Source organism: Aromatoleum aromaticum EbN1 (genome assembly GCF_000025965.1).
Classification (GTDB): domain Bacteria; phylum Pseudomonadota; class Gammaproteobacteria; order Burkholderiales; family Rhodocyclaceae; genus Aromatoleum; species Aromatoleum aromaticum.
Genome location: NC_006513.1, coordinates 1,339,793 through 1,365,174 on the forward strand (window position 1 = coordinate 1,339,793; position 25,382 = coordinate 1,365,174).

General features: G+C 67.7%; 26 protein-coding genes. 8 read left to right on the forward strand and 18 right to left on the reverse strand.

Features of this window, described 5'->3' with window-relative positions; translation table 11 throughout:
• Positions 1-24: 24 nt before the first annotated feature.
• From rfbD to rfbB, 4 genes are read right to left on the reverse strand one after another with little or no spacing between them, the layout of a single operon-like run.
• The gene (gene rfbD / locus EBN1_RS06335; RefSeq protein WP_011237100.1) at positions 25-921 is read right to left on the reverse strand and encodes a dTDP-4-dehydrorhamnose reductase; all 897 of its coding nucleotides are present in this window, start codon (positions 919-921) and stop codon (positions 25-27) included.
• Complete coding sequence (gene rfbC, locus EBN1_RS06340; RefSeq protein WP_011237101.1) at positions 918-1,463, reverse strand: dTDP-4-dehydrorhamnose 3,5-epimerase; 546 nt, start codon at positions 1,461-1,463, stop codon at positions 918-920. Before rfbC ends, rfbD begins: the two co-directional genes overlap by 4 nt.
• A complete protein-coding gene (rfbA, locus tag EBN1_RS06345) occupies positions 1,463-2,347 on the reverse strand; it encodes a glucose-1-phosphate thymidylyltransferase RfbA (protein WP_011237102.1) in 885 nt (294 codons plus the stop codon). The genes rfbC and rfbA overlap by 1 nt, the downstream gene beginning before the upstream one ends.
• Before the next feature lie 15 nt (positions 2,348-2,362).
• A complete protein-coding gene (rfbB, locus tag EBN1_RS06350) occupies positions 2,363-3,421 on the reverse strand; it encodes a dTDP-glucose 4,6-dehydratase (RefSeq protein ID WP_011237103.1) in 1,059 nt (352 codons plus the stop codon).
• A 143-nt stretch (positions 3,422-3,564) separates the two neighbouring features.
• On the opposite strand from rfbB, the gene dacB reads away from it, so the two are divergent.
• Positions 3,565-5,013 carry a D-alanyl-D-alanine carboxypeptidase/D-alanyl-D-alanine endopeptidase gene (gene dacB / locus EBN1_RS06355; RefSeq protein WP_011237104.1) on the forward strand — a complete coding sequence of 483 codons (1,449 nt, stop codon included), beginning with the start codon at positions 3,565-3,567 and terminating at the stop codon, positions 5,011-5,013.
• Between the two features lie 31 nt (positions 5,014-5,044).
• On the opposite strand, the gene EBN1_RS06360 is transcribed toward dacB, so the two are convergent.
• The 10 genes from EBN1_RS06360 to EBN1_RS06405 form a co-directional block, all read right to left on the reverse strand.
• Entirely contained in the window at positions 5,045-5,467 is a 423-nt protein-coding gene (locus tag EBN1_RS06360; RefSeq protein ID WP_011237105.1) for a DUF4870 family protein, read from the reverse strand.
• Positions 5,468-5,550: 83 nt separating this feature from the next.
• Positions 5,551-7,041, reverse strand: a complete 1,491-nt coding sequence (gene ubiD / locus EBN1_RS06365) for a 4-hydroxy-3-polyprenylbenzoate decarboxylase (RefSeq protein ID WP_011237106.1) — start codon at positions 7,039-7,041, stop codon at positions 5,551-5,553.
• 61 nt (positions 7,042-7,102) lie between these two features.
• Entirely contained in the window at positions 7,103-7,333 is a 231-nt protein-coding gene (locus EBN1_RS06370; protein WP_011237107.1) for a ribbon-helix-helix protein, CopG family, read from the reverse strand.
• Positions 7,334-7,617: 284 nt separating this feature from the next.
• Positions 7,618-9,873 carry an Ig-like domain-containing protein gene (locus tag EBN1_RS06375; protein WP_011237109.1) on the reverse strand — a complete coding sequence of 752 codons (2,256 nt, stop codon included), beginning with the start codon at positions 9,871-9,873 and terminating at the stop codon, positions 7,618-7,620.
• A 153-nt stretch (positions 9,874-10,026) separates the two neighbouring features.
• Entirely contained in the window at positions 10,027-10,842 is an 816-nt protein-coding gene (pyrF, locus tag EBN1_RS06380; protein ID WP_011237110.1) for an orotidine-5'-phosphate decarboxylase, read from the reverse strand.
• Positions 10,843-10,981: 139 nt separating this feature from the next.
• Positions 10,982-11,233, reverse strand: coding sequence for a hypothetical protein (locus EBN1_RS06385; RefSeq protein ID WP_011237111.1), 252 nt, complete (start codon positions 11,231-11,233; stop codon positions 10,982-10,984).
• Positions 11,234-11,305: 72 nt separating this feature from the next.
• A complete protein-coding gene (gene ubiA, locus EBN1_RS06390; RefSeq protein WP_041647002.1) occupies positions 11,306-12,190 on the reverse strand; it encodes a 4-hydroxybenzoate octaprenyltransferase in 885 nt (294 codons plus the stop codon).
• Complete coding sequence (locus tag EBN1_RS06395; protein ID WP_011237113.1) at positions 12,190-12,747, reverse strand: chorismate--pyruvate lyase family protein; 558 nt, start codon at positions 12,745-12,747, stop codon at positions 12,190-12,192. The genes ubiA and EBN1_RS06395 overlap by 1 nt, the downstream gene beginning before the upstream one ends.
• Positions 12,748-12,862: 115 nt before the next feature.
• Positions 12,863-14,899, reverse strand: a complete 2,037-nt coding sequence (recG, locus tag EBN1_RS06400) for an ATP-dependent DNA helicase RecG (protein ID WP_241762854.1) — start codon at positions 14,897-14,899, stop codon at positions 12,863-12,865.
• 44 nt (positions 14,900-14,943) lie between these two features.
• Positions 14,944-15,324, reverse strand: coding sequence for a RidA family protein (locus tag EBN1_RS06405; RefSeq protein ID WP_011237115.1), 381 nt, complete (start codon positions 15,322-15,324; stop codon positions 14,944-14,946).
• 312 nt (positions 15,325-15,636) lie between these two features.
• Here EBN1_RS06405 and EBN1_RS06410 point away from each other — a divergent pair, with 312 nt between their 5' ends.
• Positions 15,637-16,413, forward strand: a complete 777-nt coding sequence (locus tag EBN1_RS06410; RefSeq protein ID WP_011237116.1) for a YdcF family protein — start codon at positions 15,637-15,639, stop codon at positions 16,411-16,413.
• Between the two features lie 134 nt (positions 16,414-16,547).
• On the opposite strand, the gene wrbA is transcribed toward EBN1_RS06410, so the two are convergent.
• Positions 16,548-17,171 (reverse strand): NAD(P)H:quinone oxidoreductase, encoded by a 624-nt coding sequence (gene wrbA / locus EBN1_RS06415; RefSeq protein WP_011237117.1) that lies wholly within the window; start codon positions 17,169-17,171, stop codon positions 16,548-16,550.
• A gap of 273 nt (positions 17,172-17,444) precedes the next feature.
• Here wrbA and EBN1_RS06420 point away from each other — a divergent pair, with 273 nt between their 5' ends.
• The 6 genes from EBN1_RS06420 (at position 17,445) to EBN1_RS06445 (ending at position 20,793) form a co-directional block, all read left to right on the forward strand.
• Positions 17,445-18,374 (forward strand): pirin family protein, encoded by a 930-nt coding sequence (locus EBN1_RS06420; protein WP_011237118.1) that lies wholly within the window; start codon positions 17,445-17,447, stop codon positions 18,372-18,374.
• A gap of 41 nt (positions 18,375-18,415) precedes the next feature.
• Positions 18,416-18,859, forward strand: coding sequence for a cupin domain-containing protein (locus EBN1_RS06425; protein WP_011237119.1), 444 nt, complete (start codon positions 18,416-18,418; stop codon positions 18,857-18,859).
• Between the two features lie 32 nt (positions 18,860-18,891).
• A complete protein-coding gene (locus EBN1_RS06430; protein WP_041645916.1) occupies positions 18,892-19,704 on the forward strand; it encodes a DUF1835 domain-containing protein in 813 nt (270 codons plus the stop codon).
• Positions 19,705-19,909: 205 nt separating this feature from the next.
• Positions 19,910-20,038 carry a hypothetical protein gene (locus EBN1_RS06435; protein WP_277813122.1) on the forward strand — a complete coding sequence of 43 codons (129 nt, stop codon included), beginning with the start codon at positions 19,910-19,912 and terminating at the stop codon, positions 20,036-20,038.
• Between the two features lie 138 nt (positions 20,039-20,176).
• The gene (locus tag EBN1_RS06440; protein WP_011237122.1) at positions 20,177-20,452 is read left to right on the forward strand and encodes a type II toxin-antitoxin system Phd/YefM family antitoxin; all 276 of its coding nucleotides are present in this window, start codon (positions 20,177-20,179) and stop codon (positions 20,450-20,452) included.
• Positions 20,452-20,793, forward strand: a complete 342-nt coding sequence (locus EBN1_RS06445) for a type II toxin-antitoxin system RelE/ParE family toxin (RefSeq protein ID WP_041645918.1) — start codon at positions 20,452-20,454, stop codon at positions 20,791-20,793. Before EBN1_RS06440 ends, EBN1_RS06445 begins: the two co-directional genes overlap by 1 nt.
• Positions 20,794-20,834: 41 nt before the next feature.
• Here the strand turns inward: EBN1_RS06445 and EBN1_RS06450 are convergent, their stop codons facing one another.
• The 3 genes from EBN1_RS06450 to EBN1_RS06460 form a co-directional block, all read right to left on the reverse strand.
• The gene (locus EBN1_RS06450; protein WP_011237124.1) at positions 20,835-21,635 is read right to left on the reverse strand and encodes an enoyl-CoA hydratase/isomerase family protein; all 801 of its coding nucleotides are present in this window, start codon (positions 21,633-21,635) and stop codon (positions 20,835-20,837) included.
• An 85-nt stretch (positions 21,636-21,720) separates the two neighbouring features.
• Positions 21,721-22,920 (reverse strand): acetyl-CoA C-acyltransferase, encoded by a 1,200-nt coding sequence (locus EBN1_RS06455; protein ID WP_011237125.1) that lies wholly within the window; start codon positions 22,918-22,920, stop codon positions 21,721-21,723.
• Positions 22,921-22,932: 12 nt separating this feature from the next.
• Positions 22,933-25,326 carry a 3-hydroxyacyl-CoA dehydrogenase/enoyl-CoA hydratase family protein gene (locus EBN1_RS06460; RefSeq protein ID WP_011237126.1) on the reverse strand — a complete coding sequence of 798 codons (2,394 nt, stop codon included), beginning with the start codon at positions 25,324-25,326 and terminating at the stop codon, positions 22,933-22,935.
• Positions 25,327-25,382 lie beyond the last annotated feature (56 nt).

Below are 25,382 nucleotides of genomic sequence, written 5' to 3' on the forward strand. Positions count from 1 at the left end.
TCCCCGCACTCGCTTCCCCGTCGGTCACCGCCCCGCGAGTTCATCGAGGCAGCGCGCGAGCGCCTCGTCCCATCGCGGCATGACGATGCCGAACCGCGCCTGCAGCTTGCCCGCAGCGAGGCGCGAGTTGGCGGGTCGCGCGGCCGGCGTCGGATAGGCGGATGACGGAATCGGCGCCACGGCGGCGACTTTCAGGCCGATGCCGGGCAGCTGCGCTCGCGCGCCGGCGAAAATCGCCTCGGCAAAACCGTGCCAGCTGGTCTCTCCGCGGGACGCGAGATTGAACACGCCCGACGAGAAGCTGCGCTGCTGCCGCTCCGCCTGCGCCCGGGCGAGCGCAAGCGCCGTTGCATCGGCAATGTTGCGCGCCCAGGTCGGAGCGCCGATCTGATCGGCGACGACGTGCAGGCTGTCGCGCTCGGCGCCCAGGCGCAGCATCGTGCGCACGAAATTGCCCCCGCGCGCCGCGAACACCCAGGTCGTGCGGAAAATCAGGTGGTCACAGCCGCTTTCGCCGATCGCCAGTTCGCCGGCGAGCTTGCTGCGGCCATAGGCGTTGATCGGCGCAACCGGGTCGTCCTCGTCGTACGGCGCGGATTTCGTGCCGTCGAACACGTAGTCGGTCGAGTAATGCACCAGCAGCGCGCCCCTGCGCTTCGCGACGCGCGCGAGTTCGCCCGGCGCGACGCCGTTGATCAGCGTCGCCGCAGCTTCGTCGCTCTCGGCGCGGTCGACTGCGGTGTAGGCTGCGGCGTTGATGATGACGTCCGGCTCGAGTTCGTCCACCAGCGCTGCGAGCGCAGCCGGCCGCGACAGGTCGCAGCGGCTGCGGTCGAGCGCGATTACGTCGCCGAGCGGCATCAGGCTGCGCGCGAGCTCCCACCCGACCTGGCCGTTCGCGCCGGTCACCAGCAGCTTCACTCGAACACCTCGCACGCCGCGAGCAGCTTGCCTTCGCGGTCCTTTCCGGACAGCAGCGGCGCGACGCCGAGCGGCCACTCGATGCCGACTGCCGGGTCGTTCCACGCGAGGCAGCGTTCGTGCTCCGGCGCGTAATAGTCGGTCGTCTTGTAGAGGAAATCGGCCGATTCCGACAGCACGACGAAGCCGTGCGCGAAACCGGGCGGAATCCACAGCTGGCGGTGGTTGTCCTCGGACAGCTCGACGCCTGCCCAGCGTCCGAAGCTCGGCGACGCCCGCCGCAGGTCCACGGCGACGTCGAACACCGCGCCGCGCACGACCCGCACGAGCTTGCCCTGCGGCTGGCGGATCTGGTAGTGCAGGCCGCGCAGCACGCCGCGCGCCGAGCGCGAGTGGTTGTCCTGCACGAAAGTCTCGTCGAGGCCGGTCGCATCGCGGAAAGCCCGCGCGTTGAAACTCTCGAAGAAAAAGCCGCGTGCATCGCCGAACACTTTCGGCTCGATCAGCAGCACGTCGGGAATCGAAGTGGGCGTTGCCTTCATCAGAACACCCGCTCGTCGAGGAGTCGCTGCAGATACTGGCCGTAGCCGTTCTTCGCCAGCGGCCGGGCGAGCGCCTGCAGCTGGTCGGCATCGATCCAGCCCGCGCGCCACGCGATTTCCTCCGGACACGCGATTTTCAGCCCCTGGCGCTTCTCGATCGTCTGGATAAACAGGCTCGCGTCGAGCAGGCTCTCGTGCGTGCCGGTGTCGAGCCACGCATGGCCCCGCCCCATGACTTCGACGTCGAGCGCGCCGGCCTCGAGATACTCGCGATTGACGTCGGTGATCTCGAGCTCGCCGCGCGGGCTGGGCCGCAGCGAACGGGCGATGTCGACGACGCGCTCATCGTAGAAGTACAGGCCCGTCACCGCGTAACGGCTCTTCGGCCGCACCGGTTTCTCCTCCAGGCTCATTGCCCGGCCGTCGGCATCGAATTCGACGACGCCGTAGCGCTCCGGATCGTGCACCGGATACGCGAACACCGTCGCCCCGCGCTCGCGCTGGCCCGCTTGCCGCAGCGAGTCGGAAAACTCATGGCCGTAGAACAGGTTGTCGCCGAGCACCAGCGCCGAGCGGCCGCCGGCGAGGAACTCCTCGCCGATCAGAAAGGCCTGCGCGAGCCCGTCCGGGCTCGGCTGCACCGCGTACCGCAGGCTCAGCCCCCAGCGCTTGCCGTCGCCGAGCAGCTGCTCGAAACGCGGCGTGTCCTGCGGCGTCGAGATGACCAGGATGTCGCGGATGCCGGCCAGCATCAGTGTGCTGAGCGGGTAATAGATCATCGGTTTGTCATAGACCGGCAGCAGCTGCTTGGATACCGCGAGGGTGGCCGGGTGCAACCGGGTGCCGGAGCCGCCGGCGAGGATGATGCCTTTGCGTGCGCTCATCGCGTCAAATCCTTCCTATCGTTGGCCATAGTTGCGGTCGACCCACTCGCGGTACGCGCCGCTCTGCACGTGCGCGACCCAGTCCTGGTGTTCGAGGTACCACGCGATCGTCTTGCGGATGCCCGATTCGAACGTCTCGACGGGCCGCCAGCCGAGTTCGTGCTCGATCTTGCGCGCGTCGATCGCGTAGCGCCGGTCGTGTCCGGGCCGATCCGCGACATAGGTGATCAGACGCGCATGCGGGCCGGCGGCGTCGGGGCGCAGCTCGTCGAGCAGCGTGCACACCGTATGCACGATGTCGAGGTTCGGTTTTTCGTTCCAGCCGCCGACGTTGTAAGTCTCGCCTGCGCGCCCGCGCGCGAGCACTTCGCGGATCGCCGCGCAATGGTCGCCGACGTACAGCCAGTCGCGCACGTTCTGCCCGTCGCCATAGACGGGCAACGGCTTGCCGGCGAGCGCATTGGCGATCATCAGCGGGATCAGCTTCTCGGGGAACTGGTATGGACCGTAGTTGTTCGAGCAGTTCGTCGTCACGACCGGCAGGCCGTAGGTGTGATGCCAGGCGCGCACGAGGTGGTCGGAAGCCGCCTTGCTCGCGGAATACGGGCTGTTCGGCTCGAAGCCTTTCGTCTCGGTGAAGGCCGGGTCGGCGGGGCCGAGCGAGCCGTACACTTCGTCGGTCGACACATGCAGGAAGCGGAACATCGCTTTCGCGTCGCCGTCGAGCCCGGACCAGTACGCGCGCGCCGCCTCGAGCAGGGTGAACGTGCCTTCGACATTGGTGCGGACGAATGCCGCCGGCCCGTGGATCGAGCGGTCGACGTGGCTCTCGGCAGCGAAATGCACGATCGCGCGCGGGTGATGTTCGGCCAGCAGGCGGTCGAGCAGCGCGCGGTCGCAGATGTCGCCGTGGACGAACACGTGGCGCGCGTCGCCCGCCAGCGAAGCGAGGTTCTCGCGGTTGCCGGCGTAGGTCAGCGCATCGAGATTGACGACCGGTTCGTCGGTCTGGCCCAGCCAGTCGAGCACGAAGTTGGCACCGATGAAGCCGGCGCCGCCGGTTACCAGGATCATGGAACTCCCCTATGGACGGAATCGTCGTCCGCGCGGCCAGCGTAGAATGTCGGGCCCGCGAACGATCAGGAGGCCGAATTGTATCCTGCCGACAAGCGGCACGCGCCGCGCCGGCCGTCAAAGCACCGCAATCCGGCGTTCCAATGATGACAAAAGCATTGCTCCGCGTGCTCGGCGCGCTGTTCCTCGGCGGCTGGCTCGCCACCGCCCACCCTTCCCACCCTTCCCACCCTTCCGCGCTGCCGGAGCCGGTCGCGCAGGCCCTCGCTGCCGCGCACATTCCGCAATCGGCCGTCGCGCTGTGGGTGCAGGCCGTCGACAGCGGCGAGCCGCAACTGCGAGTGAACGCCGAGCGGCCGATGAATCCGGCGTCCGTGATGAAGCTCGTCACCGCGTTCGCCGCGCTCGAGCGCTTCGGCCCGGCGCACGTGTGGACGACTCGCGTCGCGGCGACCGGGACCATCCGCGCCGGCGTGCTCGAAGGCGACCTTTACCTGATCGGCGGCGCGGACCCGGTGCTGAGCGTCGAGCGGCTGTGGACGCTGCTGCGAAAGATCCGCGCGCTCGGCATCGAGACGATCCGCGGCGATCTGGTGCTCGACGGCTCGGCGCTGCGGCTGCCGCAGCACGACCCGGCGGCGTTCGATGATCGCGCGCTCCGCCCCTACAACAGTGGCGCCCACGGTCTGCTGGTGAATTTCAACACGCTGCAGCTGACGCTGCTGCCGGCGGGCAGGCCGGGCGAGCGGGTTACGGTCGCAGCCAGTCCGCCGCTGAAAGGACTCGAACTCGACAACCGCATCGTCATCGCAGCGGGCGAGTGCGGCGTGTGGCACCGCGACCTCGACGCGGCGCTCGAAGCCGCGCCGGGCGGTCCACGGCTGGTGCTGCTCGGTAGCCTGCCGGCGAGTTGCGGCCAGCGCGACTGGGCGACAGCGCCACTGCCGCCGGAACGCTTCGGCGTCGCCGCCGTCGCCGCGCTGTGGGCGGAACTCGGCGGCAAGGTCGAAGGCATCGCGCGGCCGGGCACGGCGCCCGTCGAGGCCGCATTGCTGCTGACCGGTAGCTCCCCGCCGCTCGCGGACGTCGTGCGCGAGATGAACAAATGGTCGAGCAACGTGATCGCGCGCGAGCTGCTCGCGACCCTCGGCGCGACCGACGCGGCGTCCCCCGACATGGTCGCCGGTGGCGCCGCGCTCACGCGGGCGCTACTCGACGCGGCGGGCATCAGCACGGCCGGGCTGCTCGTCGAGAACGGCTCCGGCCTGTCGCGCAGCGAAAGCGTCAGCGCCCGCACCCTCGGTGAAATGCTGCTCGCCGCATGGCGACGGCCGTACATGCCGGAATTCGTCGCCGCGCTGCCGGTCGCCGGCCTCGACGGCACTGCGCGCGGCCGGCTCCACGACAGCCCGGCGCGCGGCCACGCGCATATCAAGACCGGCTCGATCAACGGCGTGCGCGCGATGGCCGGCTACGTGCTGGATCGCAACGGCCGCCGCCATGTCGTCGCGATGCTCGTCAACGATGCGGCGGCAGGCAGCAGCCAGGCGGCGCAGGACGCGCTGCTCGAATGGGTGTGGGACGCGCGCTGAGCCTCGCCTCCCCTGCCGCCGCCTCGTGCTGTCACCCCGGCGGCATCGGCATCATGCCGCGGTGCAGGAGGCTCCACCAGCCGCGCCCGACGCGGTAGACGACCCACAGCCCGGCGAGGGCGACGAGCGCCAGCGCGAGCGGGATGCCGATGATCGTGAACGCCAGCAGCAGGCCCGCGACGATCCACAGCGCCGCGAACCAGAACGTACGGATCTGCCAGCGGAAATGGCTTTCCAGCCAGGTGCCGCGGACTGCGCCGCGCTTGAGATAGTTCAGCACCACGGCCGCAATCGACGGCACGCTGGCGACGAAGCTGCCGATGATCGTCGCGCTGCCGACGACTCCGGTGACGACCGCGAACGCGTGCAGCGCGTAGATCAGGTGCGTCAGCGTGACGAGGTTGCCGAGATCGACAGTGCGGACGGGGCCGCCGTCAGGTGAATACTGGCTCATGCGGAATTCCTTTGCTGTTGAAGCGCATCGAAGATGCGACTGCCGGCGGCGCGCTCCGTTCGCGCAGCCCGCCGATTTGTCCGCTACAGGCCGAGCTCGTCCCACATCGCATCGACACGCGCCTTCACCACGTCGTCCATGACGATCGGTCGACCCCATTCGCGCGTCGTCTCGCCGGGCCACTTGTTCGTCGCGTCCAGCCCCATCTTGCTGCCGAGGCTCGCAACCGGGCTCGCGAAGTCGAGGTAGTCGATCGGCGTGTTGTCGACGAGCACCGTGTCGCGCGTCGCGTCGACCCGCGTCGTCAGCGCCCAGATCACTTCCTTCCAGTCCCGGATCGCGACGTCGTCATCGACGACGATGATGAACTTCGTATACATGAACTGGCGCAGGAAGCTCCAGATGCCGAACATCACGCGTTTCGCATGGCCCGGGTACTGCTTCCGGATGCTGACCACTGCGAGCCGGTACGAACAGCCTTCGGGCGGCAGGTAGAAATCGACGATCTCCGGATACTGCCGCTGCAACAACGGGACGAACACTTCGTTCAGCGCAAGGCCGAGCATCGCCGGCTCGTCGGGCGGCTTGCCGGTGTAGGTCGAGTGGTAGATCGGGTCCCGGCGCATCGTGATGCGGTCGATCGTAAACACCGGGAACTCGGAGACCTCGTTGTAATAGCCGGTGTGGTCGCCGTACGGCCCTTCCGCTGCGGTGTCGCCCGGATGGATCACGCCTTCGAGCACGATCTCGGCCGACGCCGGCACCTGCAGGTCGGAGCCCATGCACTTGACCAGTTCGGTTTTCGCGCCGCGCAGCAATCCGGCGAACTGGTATTCCGACAGCGAATCCGGCACTGGCGTCACCGCGCCGAGGATCGTTGCCGGATCGCAGCCGAGCACGACCGCGACCGGAAACGCTTCGCCCGAAGAGGCCTGTTGATGATCGCGAAAATCCAGCGCGCCACCGCGATGCGCGAGCCAGCGCATGATCACCCGATCACGGCTGAGCACCTGCTGCCGGTAGATGCCGAGGTTCTGCCGCTTCTTGCCCGGCCCGCGCGTCACGACGAGGCCCCACGTGATCAGCGGCGCGACGTCGCCCGGCCAGCAATGCTGGATCGGCAACCGCGCCAGATCGACGTCCGCGCCCTCCCACACCACTTCCTGGCACGGCGCCGAACGCACCTCCTTCGGCGCCATGTTCAGCACCTGGCGGAACACCGGCAGCTTCTCCCACGCGTCCCTGAACCCTTTCGGCGGCTCGGGCTCCTTGAGGAACGCGAGCAGGCTGCCGACTTCGCGCAGCGGCGTCTGCCAATCGCCGTCCGCGAGCTCCTCGCCCATGCCGAGCGCGACGCGCTGCGGCGTGCCGAACAGATTCGCGAGCACCGGCATCGCCTGCGCCACCCCGCGCGTCACCGGCTGCTCGAACAGCAGCGCCGGCCCTCCGGCACGCAAGACGCGGTCGGCGATCTCGGTCATCTCGAGATGCGTGTCGACGGGTGCGCTGATGCGCTTCAGTTCACCGCGCTCTTCGAGCTGGACGATGAAGTCGCGGAGGTCTTGGTATTTCATCCGGTTTTTTTACTCGCCAGTGCGCGTTTCGAGCACGAAATGCCTTCGCGATTCCATCGTTTCAGTGCCTACCGTTGTCGGCGTGGTCGTCGAGTCGATCAAGAATGGCGAGCGCCTGGCGGACATCGCCCTGTACGGCGAGCGCACGAAAGCGGTTTTCCGTGTCCCACGCGGCAAGCGCCTGCGCACTCATTTCCTCGACGAGCTTGTTCACGCTCAGTCCTCGGCTGCGCGCCAGCGACTTCAGCCGCTCGGCCGTGTCATCGGGCAGCCGGATCGTCAATGTACTCATCGCAATACCTCCAAACATTCGGCCGGCGTCATTACCCGCAACCCGCCCCACTTCAATTCACCTCGCCCGACATCCCGGATGTTGTGCGTCACGACCGCCGTGGCACCGCTCGCTGGAGCCAGCTCGATGAGGTGATTATCTGCCTTGTCAGACACATTGGGGTGCGAGCCGTAATACCGTCACCCAACGCCTTAAACGAAAAACCCCGCCTTCCTGCGAAGAGCGGGGTTTCGGAATTGGCTCGTTAGCGCACGCGACAATAACGGCGCCAGCCCTGCCCGCCGTTAGGGCACATCACCGACCCTGAATTCAAACGAGCCGCCCGCGAACGCGTTGCCTGCGAGATCCTTCAGCGACGAAGTGATCACGACCCGGTAATATTTTTTGGCTTCAAGACTATTGGGACTGGTTGCATTTGGGTCCTTCGCGGCAAATGTAAATCGCCGGTCCGAATCCGCCACTAGGCTCGTTACCGACGGCAGAACTTGGGTATTCTTGCCGTCGAAGTCGTCGATCTCATAGACTGCGAACGCCGCCGGGATCACCGTGTTCGCATCCATCGCCTCATTGAAAAGCACCGAGATGGTCGCGTTCGGGCTGACATCGCTGGCACCCTCGGCCGGAATGCTCGTCGTCAGCAGCGGCGGCGTATCGTCGACCGTCCCCCCGGTCCCGAACGGCACGACGATCTGAGCGAGTTGATTCCCGGCAAGATCGCGGATCGAGTTCGTCAGCACAATCTCGTATTGCGTGTTCGGCGCATACGGACCCGAGCAAAAGCCAAACTGACGAAGCAAAAAGGTCCTATCGTCAATCTTTATCGTATCGGCCATGGAGTGACCCGTCCCACCCTGCTGCCGCACGAACATCGACACGTTAGTCACCGTCACCGGGTCAATCACCTCGGAGAAGCGCACGACGACGTCCGAGCAGCGATCGACGCTCGTCGCGTTGGCCGCCGGAATCGAGAACAACAGCGTCGGCGCGGTCGTGTCGACGCCGGGGCCGGAGCCGGACGCGCCGTCGATTTCCAATTGCAGGTTCGATCGGACGGTCACGCCTGCGAGATCCGTCACCGTGACGACGATCGGGAAGCCCCCCCCCGCAGTCGGCACACCGCTGATGATGCCGGTCCGCGTATCAATCGACAGACCTGCCGGCAGGCTCGTTGAAGACCACGCGTACGGCGCGCCGCCGCCCTGCGCCGTGACCGCAGCCGCATAGAACACGTTTGCGACCCCCTTCGGCAGACTAGTCGTTTCGATTGTCAGCGGGCCGCCCGATGACACTACCGACAGAGAGAACTCGCTCATCTTGGACTGTGCGATCGTCGCCGAGTCGGTAACGCGAAGCGCGAAACGGAACGTGCCGCTGACAGCCGGGGTTCCGCTCAACACGCCGTCCGACGATAACCGCAAACCCGCCGGAAGGCTGCTACCCGCAACGAGAGACCACGTATAGGGCGGCACGCCTCCGCTAGCAGTCAGCAGCGTCGTATAGGCGCGGGACTCGAAAGCACCCGGCAGATCCGTCGCCGTCGCGATCGCCAGCGGATCGGTACCCACCGACGCCACGACAGAAACACTGAACATGTTCACGACGCGTTCCGTAATGCCGTTGTCGACGTTGTTGTCGAAGCGGTCCGTCACCACCTCGACCAACACGGCTCCCGTTGCGCCACCGCTGACCAACGTGAATTGCGCCTGGCCGTTCGTGGAACTCGACAACACCCACTTGCCGCTCGCGCCGCCCGCACGCAACAGCGCCGAGTTGTCGGCCAACCCCGCTGTGTCGACGATGGCAACATAGAGATTATGCGTACCGGACGCCGGGTCTGGCACGTGCTGACCAGCTTCGTCGAGGACTTCGGCCTGCACGACGAGTTGTGTCGTGCCGCCGGAGTTCTGCGGCTGCAGGAAATTCGCGCCGGTCCGGTTGATGCGGATCTGCGACGCCTTGCCGGTCGCCTGGCCAACCGCGACCTGGAACTGCTCGCGGATATAGGAGATCGGCGTGCCGGCAAAGCGGGCGCCAATTTCGATCTTGTCGTCGTTACAGGTGACAGTCGCAGTGTCCGGGTTCGGCACGGCGACTTCGATCGTTACGGTTCCGGCCTTGTCGGTCGAAGTCAGCAGCACGTTCCAGTTTCCCGACGACGAGCTGGTGAAAAACGTCGTGCTGCCGCTCGTGGCGCCAGCGAGCAGCGGCGGGACGAGGAAACCGGAGGCCGCGCCGCCGATGATGTTGAACTCGGCAGACCAGCAGTTGCCGCCTTCGGGGCCGCCGCCGGCCACGTAGTTGCTGCGCAGATTGATCGTCGATGTGTAGGGGCTGCCGATCGCCGCGGCATCGCCTGCGATGTTCAGCGGGAGTGAAGTACGGTCTGCCGAAAACGTCAGCTTCAGCGTCTCTGCCGGGTTGGGTACGAGAGGTGAATTGCCGCCGCCGTCGCTACCGCCTCCTCCACCTCCGCCGCCGCATGCCACCAGCAGCGACGTCGTGACGCCGAGCGCCAGACCCCTGAATATCCCTTTTGCCATTGAATGCACTGAACCCCCTTCGAGAAATTGCCCGCAGCCGACCTGTAACAAATCGTGAATCGGCCGGAATTGGACCGCATATTACCCACATTTGCAACCGCGATGGCGGCTGCATCATGGCATGCGCGGGCGATGCAGAACCGGGGGCGGGATTCAGCGGTGGCGGTTGATGGCGTCGCGCGTGTCGAGGGCGGCGCGGCGGGCGGCGGCGGCGAAGTCGTGGTCCGCCCCGGCGTACAGGATCGCGCGCGACGAGTTGATCATCAGCCCGGTGCGGTCCGCGCTGCGGCCGGCCTCGACGGTCGCGGCAATGTCGCCACCTTGCGCGCCGATGCCGGGCACGAGCAGCGGCAGGTCGCCGACGAGCTCGCGCACGCGCGCGATCTCGTTCGGGAAAGTCGCGCCGACGACCAGGCTGCAATTGCCGCTTTGGTTCCACTCGTCGGCAACGAGACGGGCGACGCGCTCGAAGAGGCGCTCGCCGCCGCCGACGTCGAGGAACTGCAGGTCGCTGCCGCCGGGGTTCGACGTGCGGCACAGCAGGATCACGCCTTTGTCGGTGTATTCCAGATAGGGCTCGACCGAGTCGCGGCCCATGTATGGATTGACGGTGATCGCGTCGGCGCCGAAGCGCTCGAACGCCTCGACTGCGTACTGGCCGGCGGAGCTGCCGATGTCGCCGCGCTTCGCGTCGAGGATCACCGGCGTGCCGGGATGGCGCGCGTGGATGTGCGCGATCAGCGCTTCGAGCTGGTCCTCGGCGCGCTGCGCGGCGAAGTACGCGATCTGCGGCTTGAAGCAGCACACGAGATCAGCGGTCGCGTCGACGATCTCGCTGCAGAAGCGGAATATGGCGTCCGGCTGGCCGTGCAGATGCGCGGGGAAACGCGTCGGATCGGGGTCGAGGCCGACGCACAACAAGCTGTTGCGCGTGCGCCAGGCGGCCCGGAGGGCGGTCATGAAATGCATGGAAGCGTCCAGAATGGTCCGGGCCGAATGATAAGCCGGCCGGCGGCTACGGCGCACGGCCGGCTTATCGATGCGCTGCGCGGCGAAAGACGCCGGGTGCTGCGCAACACGGCCCCGTCTGGCGCCCGGTCCAACCCGATCAGGTTTCGATCTTCAGGATTTTCTTCGCTTTCTCGAGGGTGTCGAGCGCTTCCTGGTGCTTGCCGGCTTTGTGCAGCGTTTCGCCTTCGGCGCGCAGCTGCTTAACTTCGGTCATCTGTTCGGCAGTGAGCGCCGGCGGTTTCGCCAGTGCTTCGTCGATCTTTTTCATCTCGACGGGACAGTGGAATGCGAACGCGCCGCCGGACAGCGCCATCGCCAGCAGGCCCGCAATCAGGCTCTTCTTCATCATGGTCTCCTTGGGGATCCACGCGGTTTTCCGCGCCGTCATTCGACCGTGTGATCGCGGTCGGTTAACCCTAGATCAGGCCGCGGGAAACGCAACGTAGTCGATGACGAGCGCGACGAACAGCACCGCGCCGACCCAGTTGTTGTGCAGGAAAGCCCTGAAGCAGCGCGCCCGGTCGCGGTCGCGGATCAGCGTGTAATGGTAGATCGCGATCGCCGCGGCGATCGCGATCCCGCCAAAGAACCAAGGCCCGCGCCCTGTCGCGATGCCGACGGCGGCGATCAGGCCGAACGCGACCGCATAGCACAGCATCACTGCGGCGACGTCGAAACGGCCGAACGTGATTGCAGAAGTCTTGATGCCGATTTTCAGATCATCGGGACGGTCCACCATCGCGTATTCGGTGTCGTACGCGACCGCCCAGAAGATGTTCGCGAGCAGCAGCAGCCACGCGATCGCCGGCACTTCGCCCTGCACCGCGGCGAACCCCATCGGGATGCCGAAACCGAACGCGATACCGAGGTAGGCTTGCGGAATCGCGAGGAAACGCTTCGTGTAGGGGTAGCTCGCGGCGAGGAACAGCGCTGGCAGCGACAACCACCGCACCAGCGGATCGAGCGGCAGGATCAGCACGAACGACACCAGCGACAGCCCGGCTGCGAGCAGCAGCGCTTCGCGGACCGTCACCGCCCCGGTCGTCAGCGGCCGCGTCCGCGTGCGCTCGACGTGGCCGTCGAAGTCACGGTCGGCGTAGTCGTTGATGACGCAGCCGGCCGAACGCATCAGCACGGTGCCGAGGGCGAAGATCACGATCAGGTGCAGCGGCGGAAACCCGTCGGCGGCGAGCCACAACGCCCACAGCGTCGGCCACATCAGCAGCAGGATGCCGATCGGCTTGTCGAGACGCATCAGCCGCAGGTACAGCGGCAGCCGGCTGGACAGCGTGGCGGGGGCAATCATCATGTCGGCAACTCCAGAATCGTGGGCAGAAACACTTCGCTGACCAGCAGCGTGCGGCCGCGCAGGCCGAACAGCGACCGGCGCGCCCACAGCGCGAGCGGCAGGCGACGCGGCGCGGCGGCAGCCGAAGCGCGATGATAGCGCGCGTCCCGGCGGTCGAGACAGGCGCAGGCCAACGGCTTGCGGCCGATGCGCGGGTCGGCGAACAACGCGGCGCCGAGCGGACGGGAGCCGAGTCCCTGGAACAGGATCCATGCTCCACGCACGTCGTGCCGCGGCAGGATGCTGCGCGCGAACACCACCGGGACGCCGTCGGCGACGAGCAGCACTTCGCGCAGCCACGCGAGTTCGCCGCGGCGCAGCCCGAGCAGCGCGGCTTCGTCAGGGTGCGGGACGGCGAGGCGCTGCGCGAGCACGTTGACCGAAAACAGGCTGCAGCGACTGCGGATGCGCGCCGTCAGCGAACCCGGATCGGTGAGCCAGGGGCGCAGCCGCGCGGGCACCCGGGGGCGCGGCGGGCGTTTGAGCCAGGTTTCGGAGTGAGGTCGGATGCGCATGAAAAGAACGCCGGCATGACGCCGCAGAGCCACGCATGATATCGGGAACGCCAGGCCGGGCCAATCACGGGCCGTGGGACCCGGCGGCGGGGCAGGACGGGGGCGAGCTGGCGCCTCAGGCCCGCAGCAGCCCTTCGCGGCCGCCGAGCCAGCGTTCCATCACGCGCGCCGCTGTCTGCGGCGCTTCGTCGAGCAGCCGTTCGGCGAGCGTGCGTGCCGGTTCGAGCAGATCGACGTCGCGTTCGAGGTCGGCGTAGCGCAGCAGCGGCGTGCCGCTCTGGCGCGCGCCGACGAATTCGCCGGGGCCGCGGATATGCAGATCCTCGCGGGCGATCGCGAAGCCGTCGCTGTGTTCATAGATCACTTTCAGGCGCGCGCGGCCGTTTTCCGACAGCGGTTGCGTGAACAGCAGGATGCACACGGAGTCGGCAGTGCCTCGCCCGACGCGGCCGCGCAGCTGGTGCAGCTGCGCAAGGCCGAAGCGCTCGGCGTGCTCGATGACCATCAGGCTCGCGTTCGGCACATCGACGCCGACTTCGATGACGGTCGTCGCGACCAGCAGATGCAGCTCACCTGTGGCGAACGCGGCCATCGTCGCCGATTTTTCTTCGCCTTTGAGGCGTCCATGGACGAGGCCAATCCTCAGTTCCGGCAGCGCGGCGGTGAGAGTCTCGAACGTCTCGAGCGCGGTCTTCAGCTGCAGCGCCTCCGATTCCTCGATCAGCGGGCACACCCAGTACGCCTGGCAACCGGCCAGACACGCGTCGCGCACGCGCGCGACGACCTGGTCGCGGCGCCCGTCGGACACGAGCTTGGTGAGGATCGGAGTGCGCCCAGGCGGCAGCTCGTCAAGCACGGTGACGTCGAGATCGGCGTAGTAGCTCATCGCCAGCGTGCGCGGAATCGGCGTTGCCGACATCATCAGCATGTGCGGATGCTGCCCGTCGGCGCCCTTGTCGCGCAGCGCGAGGCGCTGACGCACGCCGAAGCGGTGCTGCTCGTCGACGATCGCCAAGCCCAGCCGCGGCAGCAGCACCGGGTCTTCGATCAGCGCGTGCGTGCCGACCGCGAGCAGCACTTCGCCGCTCGCGAGACGCGCGAGCTCGGCATCGCGTTCGCGCCTTTTGCGGCTGCCCGACAGCCACGCGATGTCGACGCCGAGCGGTTCGAGCCACGCACCGAGCTTTCTCCAGTGCTGTTCGGCGAGGATCTCGGTCGGCGCCATCAGCACCGCCTGGAAGCCGTTCTCGGCCGCCTGCAGCATCGCCAGCGCGGCGACGATCGTCTTGCCGCTGCCGACGTCGCCCTGCAGCAGGCGCTGCATCGGATGTGGCATGGCCAGATCGTGCGCGATCGCGGCGACCGCGCGGGCCTGCGCCCCGGTGAGACGGAACGGCAGTTGCGTGAGCAGCGCATCACACAGGCGCCCGGTGGCCGGCAGGGCCGGTGCGCGATGCGTGCGGCGGGCGTTGTATGCGCGCCGCAGCGACAGCTGCTGGACCAGCAGTTCCTCGAACTTGATGCGCCGCCAGGCCGGGTGAGCACGGTCTTCGAGCGCGGCTGCGTCCACGTCTGGTGGCGGATGGTGCAGCGTGTGCACCGCGTCGGCGAAATTCGGCAGCCTGAGCTCGGCGAGCACCGGCTCGGGCAGATATTCATCGAGCGGCACGGCGTACAGCGCGCGGGCGACGAGCTTGCGCAGCGCCGATTGCGCGAGCCCGGCAGTTGTCGGATAGATCGGCGTCAGCGCCTGCGGCAGCGGCTCGCCGTCATCGACGGCATGCACCCGCGGGTGCACCATCTCGTCGCCGAAAAAGCCGCCGCGCACTTCGCCGAAAAGCCGCACGCGGCGGCCGGCGGCGAGCTGCTTCTGCTGCGACGGGTAGAAATTCAGCCAGCGCGCGACGAGCATCCCGGACGCATCGCGAATGCGGGCGACGAGCTGGCGGCGCGGCCGCAGCATGATCTCGCTCGACACGACCTCACCTTCGATCTGCACTGCGGTGCCGCCTCGCGCCGCAGCGATCGGCGTCACCCGGGTCTCGTCCTCGTAGCGCAGCGGCAGGTGCAGCACCAGGTCCTGCGGTCGGCGCACATCGAGCCTCGCAAGCCGGCCGGCCAGTTGCGGACCGACACCGGCCCATCCGGCCAGCGCCGGTCGCGTTGCAGCATCAGGAGGCGACGGACTTTCGCGGATCAGCCAAGCACCAGTATCGCGTCGGCCTCGACGAGCGCGCCTTTCGGCAATTCCTTCACGCCGACTGCGGCCCGGGCCGGATACGGTTCGGCGAAATAGCGCGCCATCACTTCGTTCACGTTGGCGAAGTTCGCAAGATCGGTGAGGTAGATCGTCAGCCGCGTCGCGTCGGCGAGCGAACCGCCGGCCGCTTCGGCGACCGCCTTGAGGTTCTCGAACACGCGCACGGTCTGCGCTTCAAAGCCCTCGGCCATCTGCATCGTCGCCGGGTCGAGGCCAATCTGGCCGGAGCAGTAAATGGTGCTGCCGGTCCGGACGGCCTGCGAATAGGGGCCGATCGCGGCGGGGGCGTTAGGGGTCGAAACAATGCTGCGGCTCATGGGCGGAATCCTTGATGGGTGAGCGTCGGGCGACTCACAATGAAATGATTGTAAGCCAGGTCGACCCGAAGGCCATATCCTGAGCCGCTCGCGGTTTCACGGAAGCTTCTGCTCGTTTCCCGGCCAGCAGCGTGCCAGCCTGCCCCAGGGTTTCGCGGATACCCAGCGCGGACTACCTCGCTCCCCGTACAGAGGGCCACCGGCGCTCCGGCTTGACGCGGGCGAGCGGGCGAGCTGCGGGGGACATGACGCGGGGACTGTCGCGGATAATGCGGCCCTCATCCCCCTGCAACGACGCAACTGCCGATTCATATGACTTTCGACCCCGCGCTGATGCCACTCTTCTGGTTGAAGAAACTCGTTTCGGCCTTCATGCTGCCGCCGCTCGCCCCGCTGCTGCTCATCGGACTCGGCCTGCTGCTCATCCAGCGCTGGCGCCGCACCGGCCTGGCGCTCGCGTGGGCGGGGCTCGCCGCAGCGCTGCTGCTCGTCTGGCCCGCCACCGTCGGCTGGATGCTCGCCGGGCTGGAGACCGATCCGCCCCTGACGGCGACCTCCGCCCGCCCCGCCGAGGCGATCGTCATCGTCGGCGGCGGCAAGCGGCGCCATGCGCCCGAATACGGCGGCGAAACCGTGAACCGGCTGACGCTCGAACGGCTGCGCTACGGCGCGCGCCTCGCGCACGGACTGCGCCTGCCGGTGCTCGTCAGCGGCGGAGCGCCGACCGGCGAGCGCCCGGAAGGCGAGCTGATGAAGGCCGCGCTCGAAACGGACTTCGGCATTATCCCGCGCTGGGTCGAGGCGAGCTCGCTCGACACCGGGCAGAACGCGGAATTTTCCGCGCCGCTGCTCAAAGCGGCCGGCGTGCGCCGTGTGCTGCTCGTCACGCACGCCGCGCACATGCGGCGCGCCCGGGCCGAGTTCGAGGCTCGCGGCATCGAGGTGATCGCCGCGCCGACCGCCTGGCTCGGCAGGCACGACGCGAACGACCAGGTGCTGACCGCGCTGCCGAGCGCGACCTCGGCCTATGCCGGCTGGTACGCGGCGCACGAATGGCTGGGGCTGCTCGCGCTGCGCTTGTCGCGCTGAACGCCATGGCGAGAATTGTGGCGTTCACGCACCAACTTCCGCAAACCCGCTCCCGCGAAGGCGGCTGCGAACCGGGCCCGGAAGTCGCGAATCCGCACGGCGAGTCGACGATGTTCTGTCCGCGAGCGTTGTCGTCAGGCCGCCCTGCCCCGCACCAGTGCGCTCGCGATCTCGGCAACATGGCGGCCCTGGAATTTCGCCATCTCGATTTCGGTCTGGCTGGGCATGCGGCTGCCGTCGCCGCCGGCGATCGTCGCCGCCCCATACGGCGAGCCGCCGAGGATCTCGTCCATTCCCATCTGCCGCTTCTCGGTGTAAGGCAGGCCGACGAGGACCATGCCCTGGTGCAGCAGCGTGATGTGCGTCGACAGGATCGTGCTCTCCTGCCCGCCATGCTGCGTCGCGGTGCTGGTGAATACGCTGCCCACCTTGCCGACCAGGCTCCCCTTCATCCACAGCCCGCCCGTCTGGTCGAGGAAGTTGCGCATCTGCGCGCACATGTTGCCGAAGCGCGTCGGCGTGCCGAAGATGATCGCGTCGGCTTCGGGGAGCTGCTCGGTCTTCGCCACCGGCACGTGCGCGAACGCCTGCTGCGCCGTCTTCGCCCCGGATTTCTCGAGCACTTCGTCGGGCACCAGTTCGGGAACGCGGAACAGGCCGACTTCGGCCCCGGCAACGCTTCGCGCGCCTTCCGCGACCGCTTCCGCCATGCGGAAGATGTGACCGTACATGCTGTAGAAAATGATCTGAACTTTCATGTCGCAGCGCTCCGTCATGGGAAAGACAGGATGGCAGGGCACTCCTGCCGTTAGGCCAGCGTAGTCAACGGATCGGCCACGTTCAACTGCGGCAATGACGGGGCCAGCGTGCCACCAGGGTTTCAGGCTGCCGATCGCACGAACCACACGCGGCAGGCATGGGTCTTCTACAGGGACTGGCACGAACGCGCGGAACACGCGCCACCCAGCAGCGCCGGCCCCGCGCCCCTATGGCCGCATTGCCGCATCGTCATCTCATGTCGAGGAGGGCAGATGAACCCGAATGCATCGACATCCCCACACGACCCGCTGTCCGTCGAAACCGTCGTCGTGCCGCACGCAAGCGATCTGGGCGGCGGCTTCAAGGTGATGCGCGCGCTGCCGTCGGTGCGGCGGCGCATGGTCGGGCCGTTCGTCTTTCTCGACCAGATGGGGCCGGTGGAGCTTGCCGCGGGCAGCGGCCTCGACGTCCGGCCGCATCCACACATCGGCCTCGCGACGGTGACTTATCTCTTCGACGGCGAGATCCTGCACCGCGACAGCCTGGGCAATGTGCAGCCGATCCGGCCGGGCGAGCTGAACTGGATGACTGCGGGACGCGGCATCGTGCATTCCGAACGCACACCGCCCGAACTGCGCCCGTCCGGCTCGCGCCTCGCCGGGCTGCAGGCGTGGGTCGCGTTGCCGGAGCGCGACGAGGACAGCGAACCCGCGTTCGCGCACCACGGCGCGGCGGAACTGCCGGTCATCGACGCGCCGGGCCTGAGCGTCCGGCTGATCGCCGGCGAAGCTTTCGGCGCGCGCTCCCCGGTCGCGACGCATTCGCCGCTGTTCTACGCCGACGTCACGCTCGCCCCGCCGGCGCGCCTGCAGGTGCCGATCGAGCACGCCGAGCGCGCGGCGTACATCGTCGCGGGTTCCGTCATCATCGACGGCGTGACGCATTCGGCAGGCCAGCTGCTGGTCCTGCGGCGCGGCGCCGAAGTCGTCATCACGGCGTCGTCGGCGACGCGGCTGATGCTGCTCGGCGGCGAACCGCTCGACGGGCCGCGCCACGTGTGGTGGAACTTCGTGTCGAGTTCGCGCGAGCGCATCGAGCAGGCGAAGGCCGACTGGCGCGCCGGCCGCTTCGCGCCGGTGCCGGGCGAGAGCGAACTCATCCCGCTGCCGGACAATCGCCCGCCCCCGGTGCGCTATCCCTGATCCCGACCCCGAGCAGCCCGAATCGCGCAAGGAGCCCCGCAATGTCCAGCGAACCCGACCGCCCAGCCGGAGCCTCCGCCGCCCCCCGCCCCGCCGCGGAACTCGTCGCCGTCCGCCCCGACCGCGAGGTCCTCACCCACCAGCGCCTTCCGTACTTCCTCGGCATTTCCGCCGCGACCGCCGGCAGCAAGGGGCTGTCGATGCATATCGTCGTGATTCCGCCCGGAGGCGTCGCCCAGGCGCACAGCCACCAGGATTTCGAGACCGCGATCTACGTGCTCGAGGGGCGCGTCGAAACACGTTATGGGCCGGGCCTGCACCAGTCGGTCGTCAGTGAGGCCGGCGATTTCCTGTTCATCCCGCCCGACGTGCCGCATCAGGCGTTCAACCTCAGCAGCACCGAACCCGCCCGTGCGATTATCGCTCGCAACGACGCCGACGAGCAGGAGCGCGTGCTGCCGTACGATCCTGCGGCAGACGGCTGAGTGCGGGGCTGTCGCATTCCGGAAGACAGGCGATGACAGACGAGGCGACCCATCTGGTGCTCGGCGACGCTGCAGCGGGTGTGCTGCGCGACGCGATGACGGCAGGCATGCCGGCGGCGGCGCCGATCCTGCGCTTTCGAGACATCTACTGCATCGGCCCCCTTGGCGCGCTCGGTACCGCTGACGGCCCGGCAAGCCGCGCACGTTACTGGGCTCAGCTGCTGCCCGACGCGCCGCCTGGGGTCACCGAATTCGACGAGGAGGAGACGCGTTACGCGCACGCGGCCGACGCTGCGCGCCACGGCACGGTGTTCATCTGGACCGGCGCGCACAGCTCGTCGCAATTGTGGCTACAGCGTCTGTGCGCGACGTTTTCGCCGCAGGCCGCGGATGTCCGCCTTGTCGAGGCCGTCGACCCGGGCGCTGCTTCGGGCGGCCGGCGCGCGGTGACCCAGTTCGACCCGGGCGATCTTGGAGAACTGCTTGCGCGCATGCGCGCCCTCGATGGCGGGGAGATCGCGCGGCTCGCCGGCGAATGGCAGCGTAACCGCAGCGTCCCGTCCGGCGTGCGGCGCTGGACGGACGGTCGCATCACCCACCACGGCGACGACTTCTACGACGCTTTGCTGCTCACCCAGTGCGATGACGACTGGCAAGCGGCCGATCAGGTGATCGGCGCGGCGCAGTGGGAATGCGACGAGTTCCTCGGCGACGTGTTCTTCGCGTGGCGACTACGTTGCCTCGCGACAAGCGGACGCCTGTTGTGGCGCAGCCCGGACGGATCGCTCGCCGAGGCCGTGGTCAGGCTGCCGGGATCGGGCGGCTCACAGGGGACGCTGCATTGACGCGCGCCGGCGGGCACCTACGACTTCACACCCAGGCGGTCGAACGCGACGAGGCGTTATGGACGTCGGTCTACGGCCCGTGCTGCCGTTCGTCGTTCGGGCTTCGGTTCGTCAGGCTCCAAGGGTTGAGCCGCTATTCAGGAGTGCCAGGCGATCGGCACGTGGAGCGGCCGTCGCGGCCGGGGCGTACGTCACGGATTACTACTTGGTACCCAAGCGCTTTACGCCGGGCTATGAAAAACGGCTGTCCGGGCAATCTCTGGCGCTGATATACGGCGCCCTTGCGCTGGGCCTGGCGGCCGGAGCCCTGCTGGGAAAGAGCGGCCGCGAATGAAGCATTGCCGGTGGCAAATGACGGACACCAGGCCGGCGGCACCTCTATTACGGGGGACATGGGCGGCTTGCTTTGACGTTGCGACGAGACCGTAAAAAGACTAAATTAAGTCTTCTTATTCGGTATCGGGGCACGTCCATGCGCTACTCATCTCAAGTCAAACCCATCAGCTACCTCAAGGCCAACGCCGCCGAGGTGCTGGCGCAGCTTGCCGAGCAGCGGCAGCCCCTGGTCATCACGCAGAACGGGGAAGCCAAGGCCGTTCTGCAGGACGTCGCCTCGTTTGAGGAGACCCAGGAAACCCTGGCGCTGCTGAAGCTCCTGGCGCTCGGTAATCAGGACGTGGAAGCCGGTCGTGTCAAACCCGTGACCGAGGTCGTAGCTCGCCTGCGCGGCAAGCGTGCAACAGGCTGATGGCCGGCACGCCGACCAGGTACGAAGTGCTGCTCACCCAGGGGGCAGAGCAGGACCTGGAATCGATTCACGACTACATCACCGAGTTCGACTGCCTGGCGAACGCAAACTACGTGCTCGACCAGCTGCTGGAAGTCGTGGAAAGCCTCGCACAGTTCCCCGAGCGAGGCAGCTACCCGAAGGAGTTGGTGCCGCTGGGCATCAAGGAGTACCGGCAAACCGCGTTCAAGCCTTACCGGGTGATTTACCGCGTCACGGGCAGCCAAGTCGTCGTTTACCTGATCGTCGACGGCCGCCGGGACATGCAGTCGGTGCTGGCTCGCCGATTGCTCGGCACGTGAAGCTGCAGCAACCCGCGCCGCTCGACCCGCGGCCGAACCCGTCACATCCCGCGGAACGCGGGCTTGCGCTTTTCGAGGAAAGCGGTGATGCCTTCGACGAAGTCGTCGGTGGCGCTGCAGCGGCCGAACGCTTCGGCTTCGCTCTCCAGTTGCGATTCGATCTGGGCGTCGTACGAGCTCGCGACGAGGCGCTTGATTTCGCCATAGGCTTCGCGCGGGCCTGCCTGCAGCCGGGCGACGAGCTTGTCGGTCTCGCCGTCGAGTTCGGCGGGCGGCAGCACGCGGTTGACGAGGCCGAGGCGCAACGCTTCGGCCGCATCGAAACGCTCGGCGAGCAGCAGCAGTTCCAGCGCCTTGCGGCTGCCGACGACGCGCGGCAGGAAATACGTCAGGCCGCCGTCGGCCGCGAGGCCGATCGATGAATACGCGGTCGTGAATTTGGCGCTGTCGGCGCACAGCGCCAGATCGCAGCCGAGCATCAGCGACAGGCCGAAGCCGGCGCACGCGCCGCGAACTTTCGCGATGACGGGCTGGTGCAGCGACTGGAGGATCTCGACGGCCGGGTTGATGTGCTTCTCGATGATCGCGCGGAAAGCCACCATGCGCGCCTGCGGGGCGAGGTGGAACTGCGTCGCGAAGTCCTTCAGGTCGCCTCCTGCCATGAAATGATCACCCGCGCCGACGATGACGACGACGTCGACATCTTTGAGATCGCGCAACTCCCGCACGACACCCAGCAGGTCCTGCATCATCTCGATCGACAAGGCGTTGAGCTGCGCAGGGCGGTTGAGCGTGAGCGTGGCGACGCGGTTCGAGACGTCGAGCAGTACGGTATCGGCCATCGGGTTGAATCTCCAGGACAGGCGCTCGCGGGCCGGGGGTTTCTGGCCGCGGCACGCGACATATCGGGTAAAAGGGGCGGAAAGTCTACACCCGCTCGAACACTCCCGCTGCGCCCATGCCGGTGCCGACGCACATCGTCACCATCGCATAGCGCAGCTTCGGATCGCGCTGCATCGCGCTCATCACGGTCGCGGTGCGGATGGCGCCGGTCGCGCCGAGCGGGTGGCCGAGCGCGATCGCGCCGCCGAACGGGTTGACTCGCGCCGGGTCGAGCCCGAGCTCGCGGATCACTGCCAACGACTGCGCGGCGAACGCTTCGTTGAGTTCGATCCAGCCGACGTCGGCGAGACTCACGCCACCCGCGGCGAGCGCGCGCGGAATCGCTTCGACCGGGCCGATGCCCATGATCTGGGGCGGCACGCCGGCGACCGAATAGCTGACGAAACGGGCGATCGGCGTAGCACCGTAGCGTTTCAGCGCCGCGTCGCTCATCAGCAGCACTGCGCCCGCGCCGTCGGACATCTGCGAGCTGTTGCCGGCGGTGACCGAGCCGCGTGCGGCGAATACCGGTTTGAGCTTCGCCAGCGCGTCGAGCGATGCGTCCGGCCGCGGTCCTTCGTCGGTGTCGCAAACGCGCTCGACGACGCGCACCGCTCCCCCGTCGCCGGGCAGATGCGTGCGGACCGTATAAGGCGTGATTTCGGCACGGAAATGCCCGCCGGCGATCGCCGCGGACGCGCGCTGGTTCGAATGCAGTGCGAAAAGATCCTGGTCTTCGCGGCTGACTTTCCACTGCTGCGCGACCTTCTCGGCAGTCAGCCCCATGCCGAACGCAATGCCGACGTTGTCGCGGTTCGCGAAGATCGCCGGGTTCAGGCTGACCTTGTTGCCCATGATCTGCGGCATCACGCTCATCGACTCGGTGCCGGCGGCAATGATCACATCGGCTTCACCGAGGCGGATGCGCGCTGCGGCGTCCGCGACCGCCTGCAGCCCGGACGCGCAGAAGCGGTTGATCGTGATACCGGGCACGTTGTCCGGCAGCCCGGCGAGCAAGAGGCCGATGCGCGCGACGTTCATGCCCTGCTCGGCCTCGGGCATCGCGCAGCCGACGATGACGTCCGCGATCTCGTGCGCGTCGAGCCCCCGCACTTTGCCGACGACGGCCGACAGCACGTGCGCGAGCAGGTCGTCGGGCCGCACGTGCGCGAACATGCCGTTGCGCCGGCCGACAGGGGTGCGCGTCGCGGCGACGATGTAGGCGTCCTGGACTTGTCTGGTCATGTCGTCCCCCTCTCAGTTGCGCAGCGGCTTGCCCGTCTCGAGCAGGTGCGCGATGCGCTGCTGTGTTTTTTCGGTTTTCAGCAGCTCGACGAACAGCGCACGCTCGACGTCGAGGATCCACTGCTCGCCGACCTGCGCGTTGGACTCGACTTCGCCGCCGCACAGCGCAGTCGCCGCCGCCTTCGCGACCTTGTAGTCGTGTTCCGAGATGAAGCCGCCTTCGGCCATGTTGACGAGCATCAGCTCGCAGGTCGCGATGCCGTTGCGCCCCGCGACCGTCACCGCGCGGTTGACCAGCGGCGGGCGCCAGCCGGCCTCAAACATCGCCCGCGCGCGAGCAATCGCGACGTAGAGCAGTTCGCGCGCATGCATCACGACATCGTCCGAAGGTTGCGCGAAGCCGAGTTGCACCGCCTCGAGCGCGCTTTTCGCGACGGTTGCCATCGCGATCGTCTGGAAGCTCTGCTGGATGAACGGGAACACGTCGCGCCCCGCGGCGTGCTGCGCGCGCCGGTGCGCCTGCAGCGCGAATTCCTTGCTGCCGCCGCCGGCCGGAATCAGGCCGACGCCGGCTTCGACGAGCCCGACGTAGCTCTCGAGCGCGAGCACGCGGTGCGCCGCATGCATCGCGAACTCGCAGCCGCCGCCGAGCGCCATCCCCTCGACTGCGGCGACGACCGGCACCTGCGCGTGGCGGATCGCCATCGACACCTGCTGGAACTTCGCGACCTTGCCATCCAGGAGCCCGAACTCGCCGGCCTTGCACGCTTCGGCGACCTGCTGCAGGTTTGCGCCGACTGCGAACGGCGCGTCGTGCCACAGCACGACGCCGTCGAGATCCGTCTCGGCGCGCGCAATCGCTTCGAGCATGCCGTCGATGACTTCGTCGCCGATCGCGTGCAGCTTCGCCTTGAACGACAGAATGCCGATGCGCGCGTCGACGTCCGGGCGCGTCCACAGCCGCACGCCGCTCGCGTCGTCGCCGTTCTCCCACAGCGTCTCGCCGCGGTCGGCCGGCGCTTCGCCGAGCAGCGCGTCGGGGTAGAGCTGGCGGCGATAGACCGGCAGCGTCGGGCGCGCCTTGAGGACGTTGTCGCGTGCGGAATACGAGCCCGCCGCCTCATGCACACTCCCGCGCAGAAACACCCACGCCGGCAGCGGCTCTTTCGCCATTGCGCGGCCGGCGTCGATGTCCATCTGGATCGCTTTCGCGACGTCCGCCCAGCCCGCGGCCTGCCAGGTCTCGAACGGTCCGCGCGTCCAGCCGAAACCCCAGCGCATTGCCAGGTCGATGTCGCGCGCGCTGTCGGCGATCTCCTCGAGATGCACTGCGCAGTAATGGAACAGGTCGCGGAAGATCGCCCACAGGAACTGCGCCTCGGGCAGCCCGCTCGCGCCGAGCCACGCGAACTTCTCGGCCGTGTTCAGCGTTTGCAGCGCGGTCGCGACTTCCGACACGATATCGCCGCGGCTCGGGCGGTAGTCGCCCGTCTTCCGGTCGAGCACGAGGATCTTCTTGCCGTCCTTGCGGTAGATGCCGGCGCGCGTCTTCTGCCCGAGCGCACCTTTCGCGATCAGCGCCTGCAGCCAGTCCGGCTGCTTGAAGTACCCGTGCCACGGGTCATCAGGCAGCGTCTCGCCCATCGTGTCGATGACGTGCGCGAGCGTGTCGAGACCGACGACGTCCGCGGTGCGGTAAGTCGCGCTTTTCGGCCGGCCGATCAACGGGCCGGTCAGCGCGTCGACTTCGTCGAAGCCGAGGCCGAGCCGCGTGGTGTGGTGCATCACCGCGAGGATCGAGAACACGCCGACCCGGTTCGCGACGAAGTTCGGCGTGTCCTTCGCACGCACGATCGACTTGCCGAGCCGCGTCACCAGCCACGCTTCGAGCGCGTCGAGCATCAATGGGTCGGTCGCGGGCGCCGGGATCAGCTCGACGAGCGCCATGTAGCGCGGCGGGTTGAAGAAATGCACGCCGCAGAAGCGCGACCGCAGCGCTTCGGGCAGCCCTTCGGCAAGCGTCGCGATCGACAGGCCCGACGTGTTCGATGCGAAGATCGCGTCCGGTCGCAGATACGGCGCGGCTTTCGCGTACAGGTCGCGCTTCCATTCGAGCTTCTCGGCGATCGCCTCGATGACGAGATCGCAGTCACGCAGCCGTTCGAGGTCGCTGTCGTAGTTCGCGGCGTCGATATGGCTGGCGCGGACCGCAGCCGCGAGCGGCGCCGGGTCGAGCTTTGTCAGGCCGCCGATCGCGCGGTCGACGACGCGGTTCGGCGGACCGTCCTTCGCCGGCAGGTCGAACAGCACGACCGGCACATCGGCGTTCGCGCAATGCGCCGCGATCTGTGCCCCCATGACGCCGGCGCCGAGGACGGCGACCTTGCGGATGATCAGCTTGCTCATGCGAGTTCTCCAGATCCTGGCTCGCCCCGAATGACCGGCCCGGAACGGGCCGATGC

Coding starts and splice junctions, on each gene's coding strand:
- rfbC (WP_011237101.1), bottom strand. CDS start 1,463: ATGAAGGCAACGCCCACTTCGATTCCCGACGTGCTGCTGATCGAGCCG.
- rfbA (WP_011237102.1), bottom strand. CDS start 2,347: ATGAGCGCACGCAAAGGCATCATCCTCGCCGGCGGCTCCGGCACCCGG.
- rfbB (WP_011237103.1), bottom strand. CDS start 3,421: ATGATCCTGGTAACCGGCGGCGCCGGCTTCATCGGTGCCAACTTCGTG.
- dacB (WP_011237104.1), top strand. CDS start 3,565: ATGATGACAAAAGCATTGCTCCGCGTGCTCGGCGCGCTGTTCCTCGGC.
- EBN1_RS06360 (WP_011237105.1), bottom strand. CDS start 5,467: ATGAGCCAGTATTCACCTGACGGCGGCCCCGTCCGCACTGTCGATCTC.
- ubiD (WP_011237106.1), bottom strand. CDS start 7,041: ATGAAATACCAAGACCTCCGCGACTTCATCGTCCAGCTCGAAGAGCGC.
- EBN1_RS06370 (WP_011237107.1), bottom strand. CDS start 7,333: ATGAGTACATTGACGATCCGGCTGCCCGATGACACGGCCGAGCGGCTG.
- EBN1_RS06375 (WP_011237109.1), bottom strand. CDS start 9,873: ATGGCAAAAGGGATATTCAGGGGTCTGGCGCTCGGCGTCACGACGTCG.
- pyrF (WP_011237110.1), bottom strand. CDS start 10,842: ATGCATTTCATGACCGCCCTCCGGGCCGCCTGGCGCACGCGCAACAGC.
- EBN1_RS06385 (WP_011237111.1), bottom strand. CDS start 11,233: ATGATGAAGAAGAGCCTGATTGCGGGCCTGCTGGCGATGGCGCTGTCC.
- ubiA (WP_041647002.1), bottom strand. CDS start 12,190: ATGATTGCCCCCGCCACGCTGTCCAGCCGGCTGCCGCTGTACCTGCGG.
- EBN1_RS06395 (WP_011237113.1), bottom strand. CDS start 12,747: ATGCGCATCCGACCTCACTCCGAAACCTGGCTCAAACGCCCGCCGCGC.
- EBN1_RS06405 (WP_011237115.1), bottom strand. CDS start 15,324: ATGAGCCGCAGCATTGTTTCGACCCCTAACGCCCCCGCCGCGATCGGC.
- EBN1_RS06410 (WP_011237116.1), top strand. CDS start 15,637: ATGACTTTCGACCCCGCGCTGATGCCACTCTTCTGGTTGAAGAAACTC.
- wrbA (WP_011237117.1), bottom strand. CDS start 17,171: ATGAAAGTTCAGATCATTTTCTACAGCATGTACGGTCACATCTTCCGC.
- EBN1_RS06420 (WP_011237118.1), top strand. CDS start 17,445: ATGAACCCGAATGCATCGACATCCCCACACGACCCGCTGTCCGTCGAA.
- EBN1_RS06425 (WP_011237119.1), top strand. CDS start 18,416: ATGTCCAGCGAACCCGACCGCCCAGCCGGAGCCTCCGCCGCCCCCCGC.
- EBN1_RS06430 (WP_041645916.1), top strand. CDS start 18,892: ATGACAGACGAGGCGACCCATCTGGTGCTCGGCGACGCTGCAGCGGGT.
- EBN1_RS06440 (WP_011237122.1), top strand. CDS start 20,177: ATGCGCTACTCATCTCAAGTCAAACCCATCAGCTACCTCAAGGCCAAC.
- EBN1_RS06445 (WP_041645918.1), top strand. CDS start 20,452: ATGGCCGGCACGCCGACCAGGTACGAAGTGCTGCTCACCCAGGGGGCA.
- EBN1_RS06450 (WP_011237124.1), bottom strand. CDS start 21,635: ATGGCCGATACCGTACTGCTCGACGTCTCGAACCGCGTCGCCACGCTC.
- EBN1_RS06455 (WP_011237125.1), bottom strand. CDS start 22,920: ATGACCAGACAAGTCCAGGACGCCTACATCGTCGCCGCGACGCGCACC.
- EBN1_RS06460 (WP_011237126.1), bottom strand. CDS start 25,326: ATGAGCAAGCTGATCATCCGCAAGGTCGCCGTCCTCGGCGCCGGCGTC.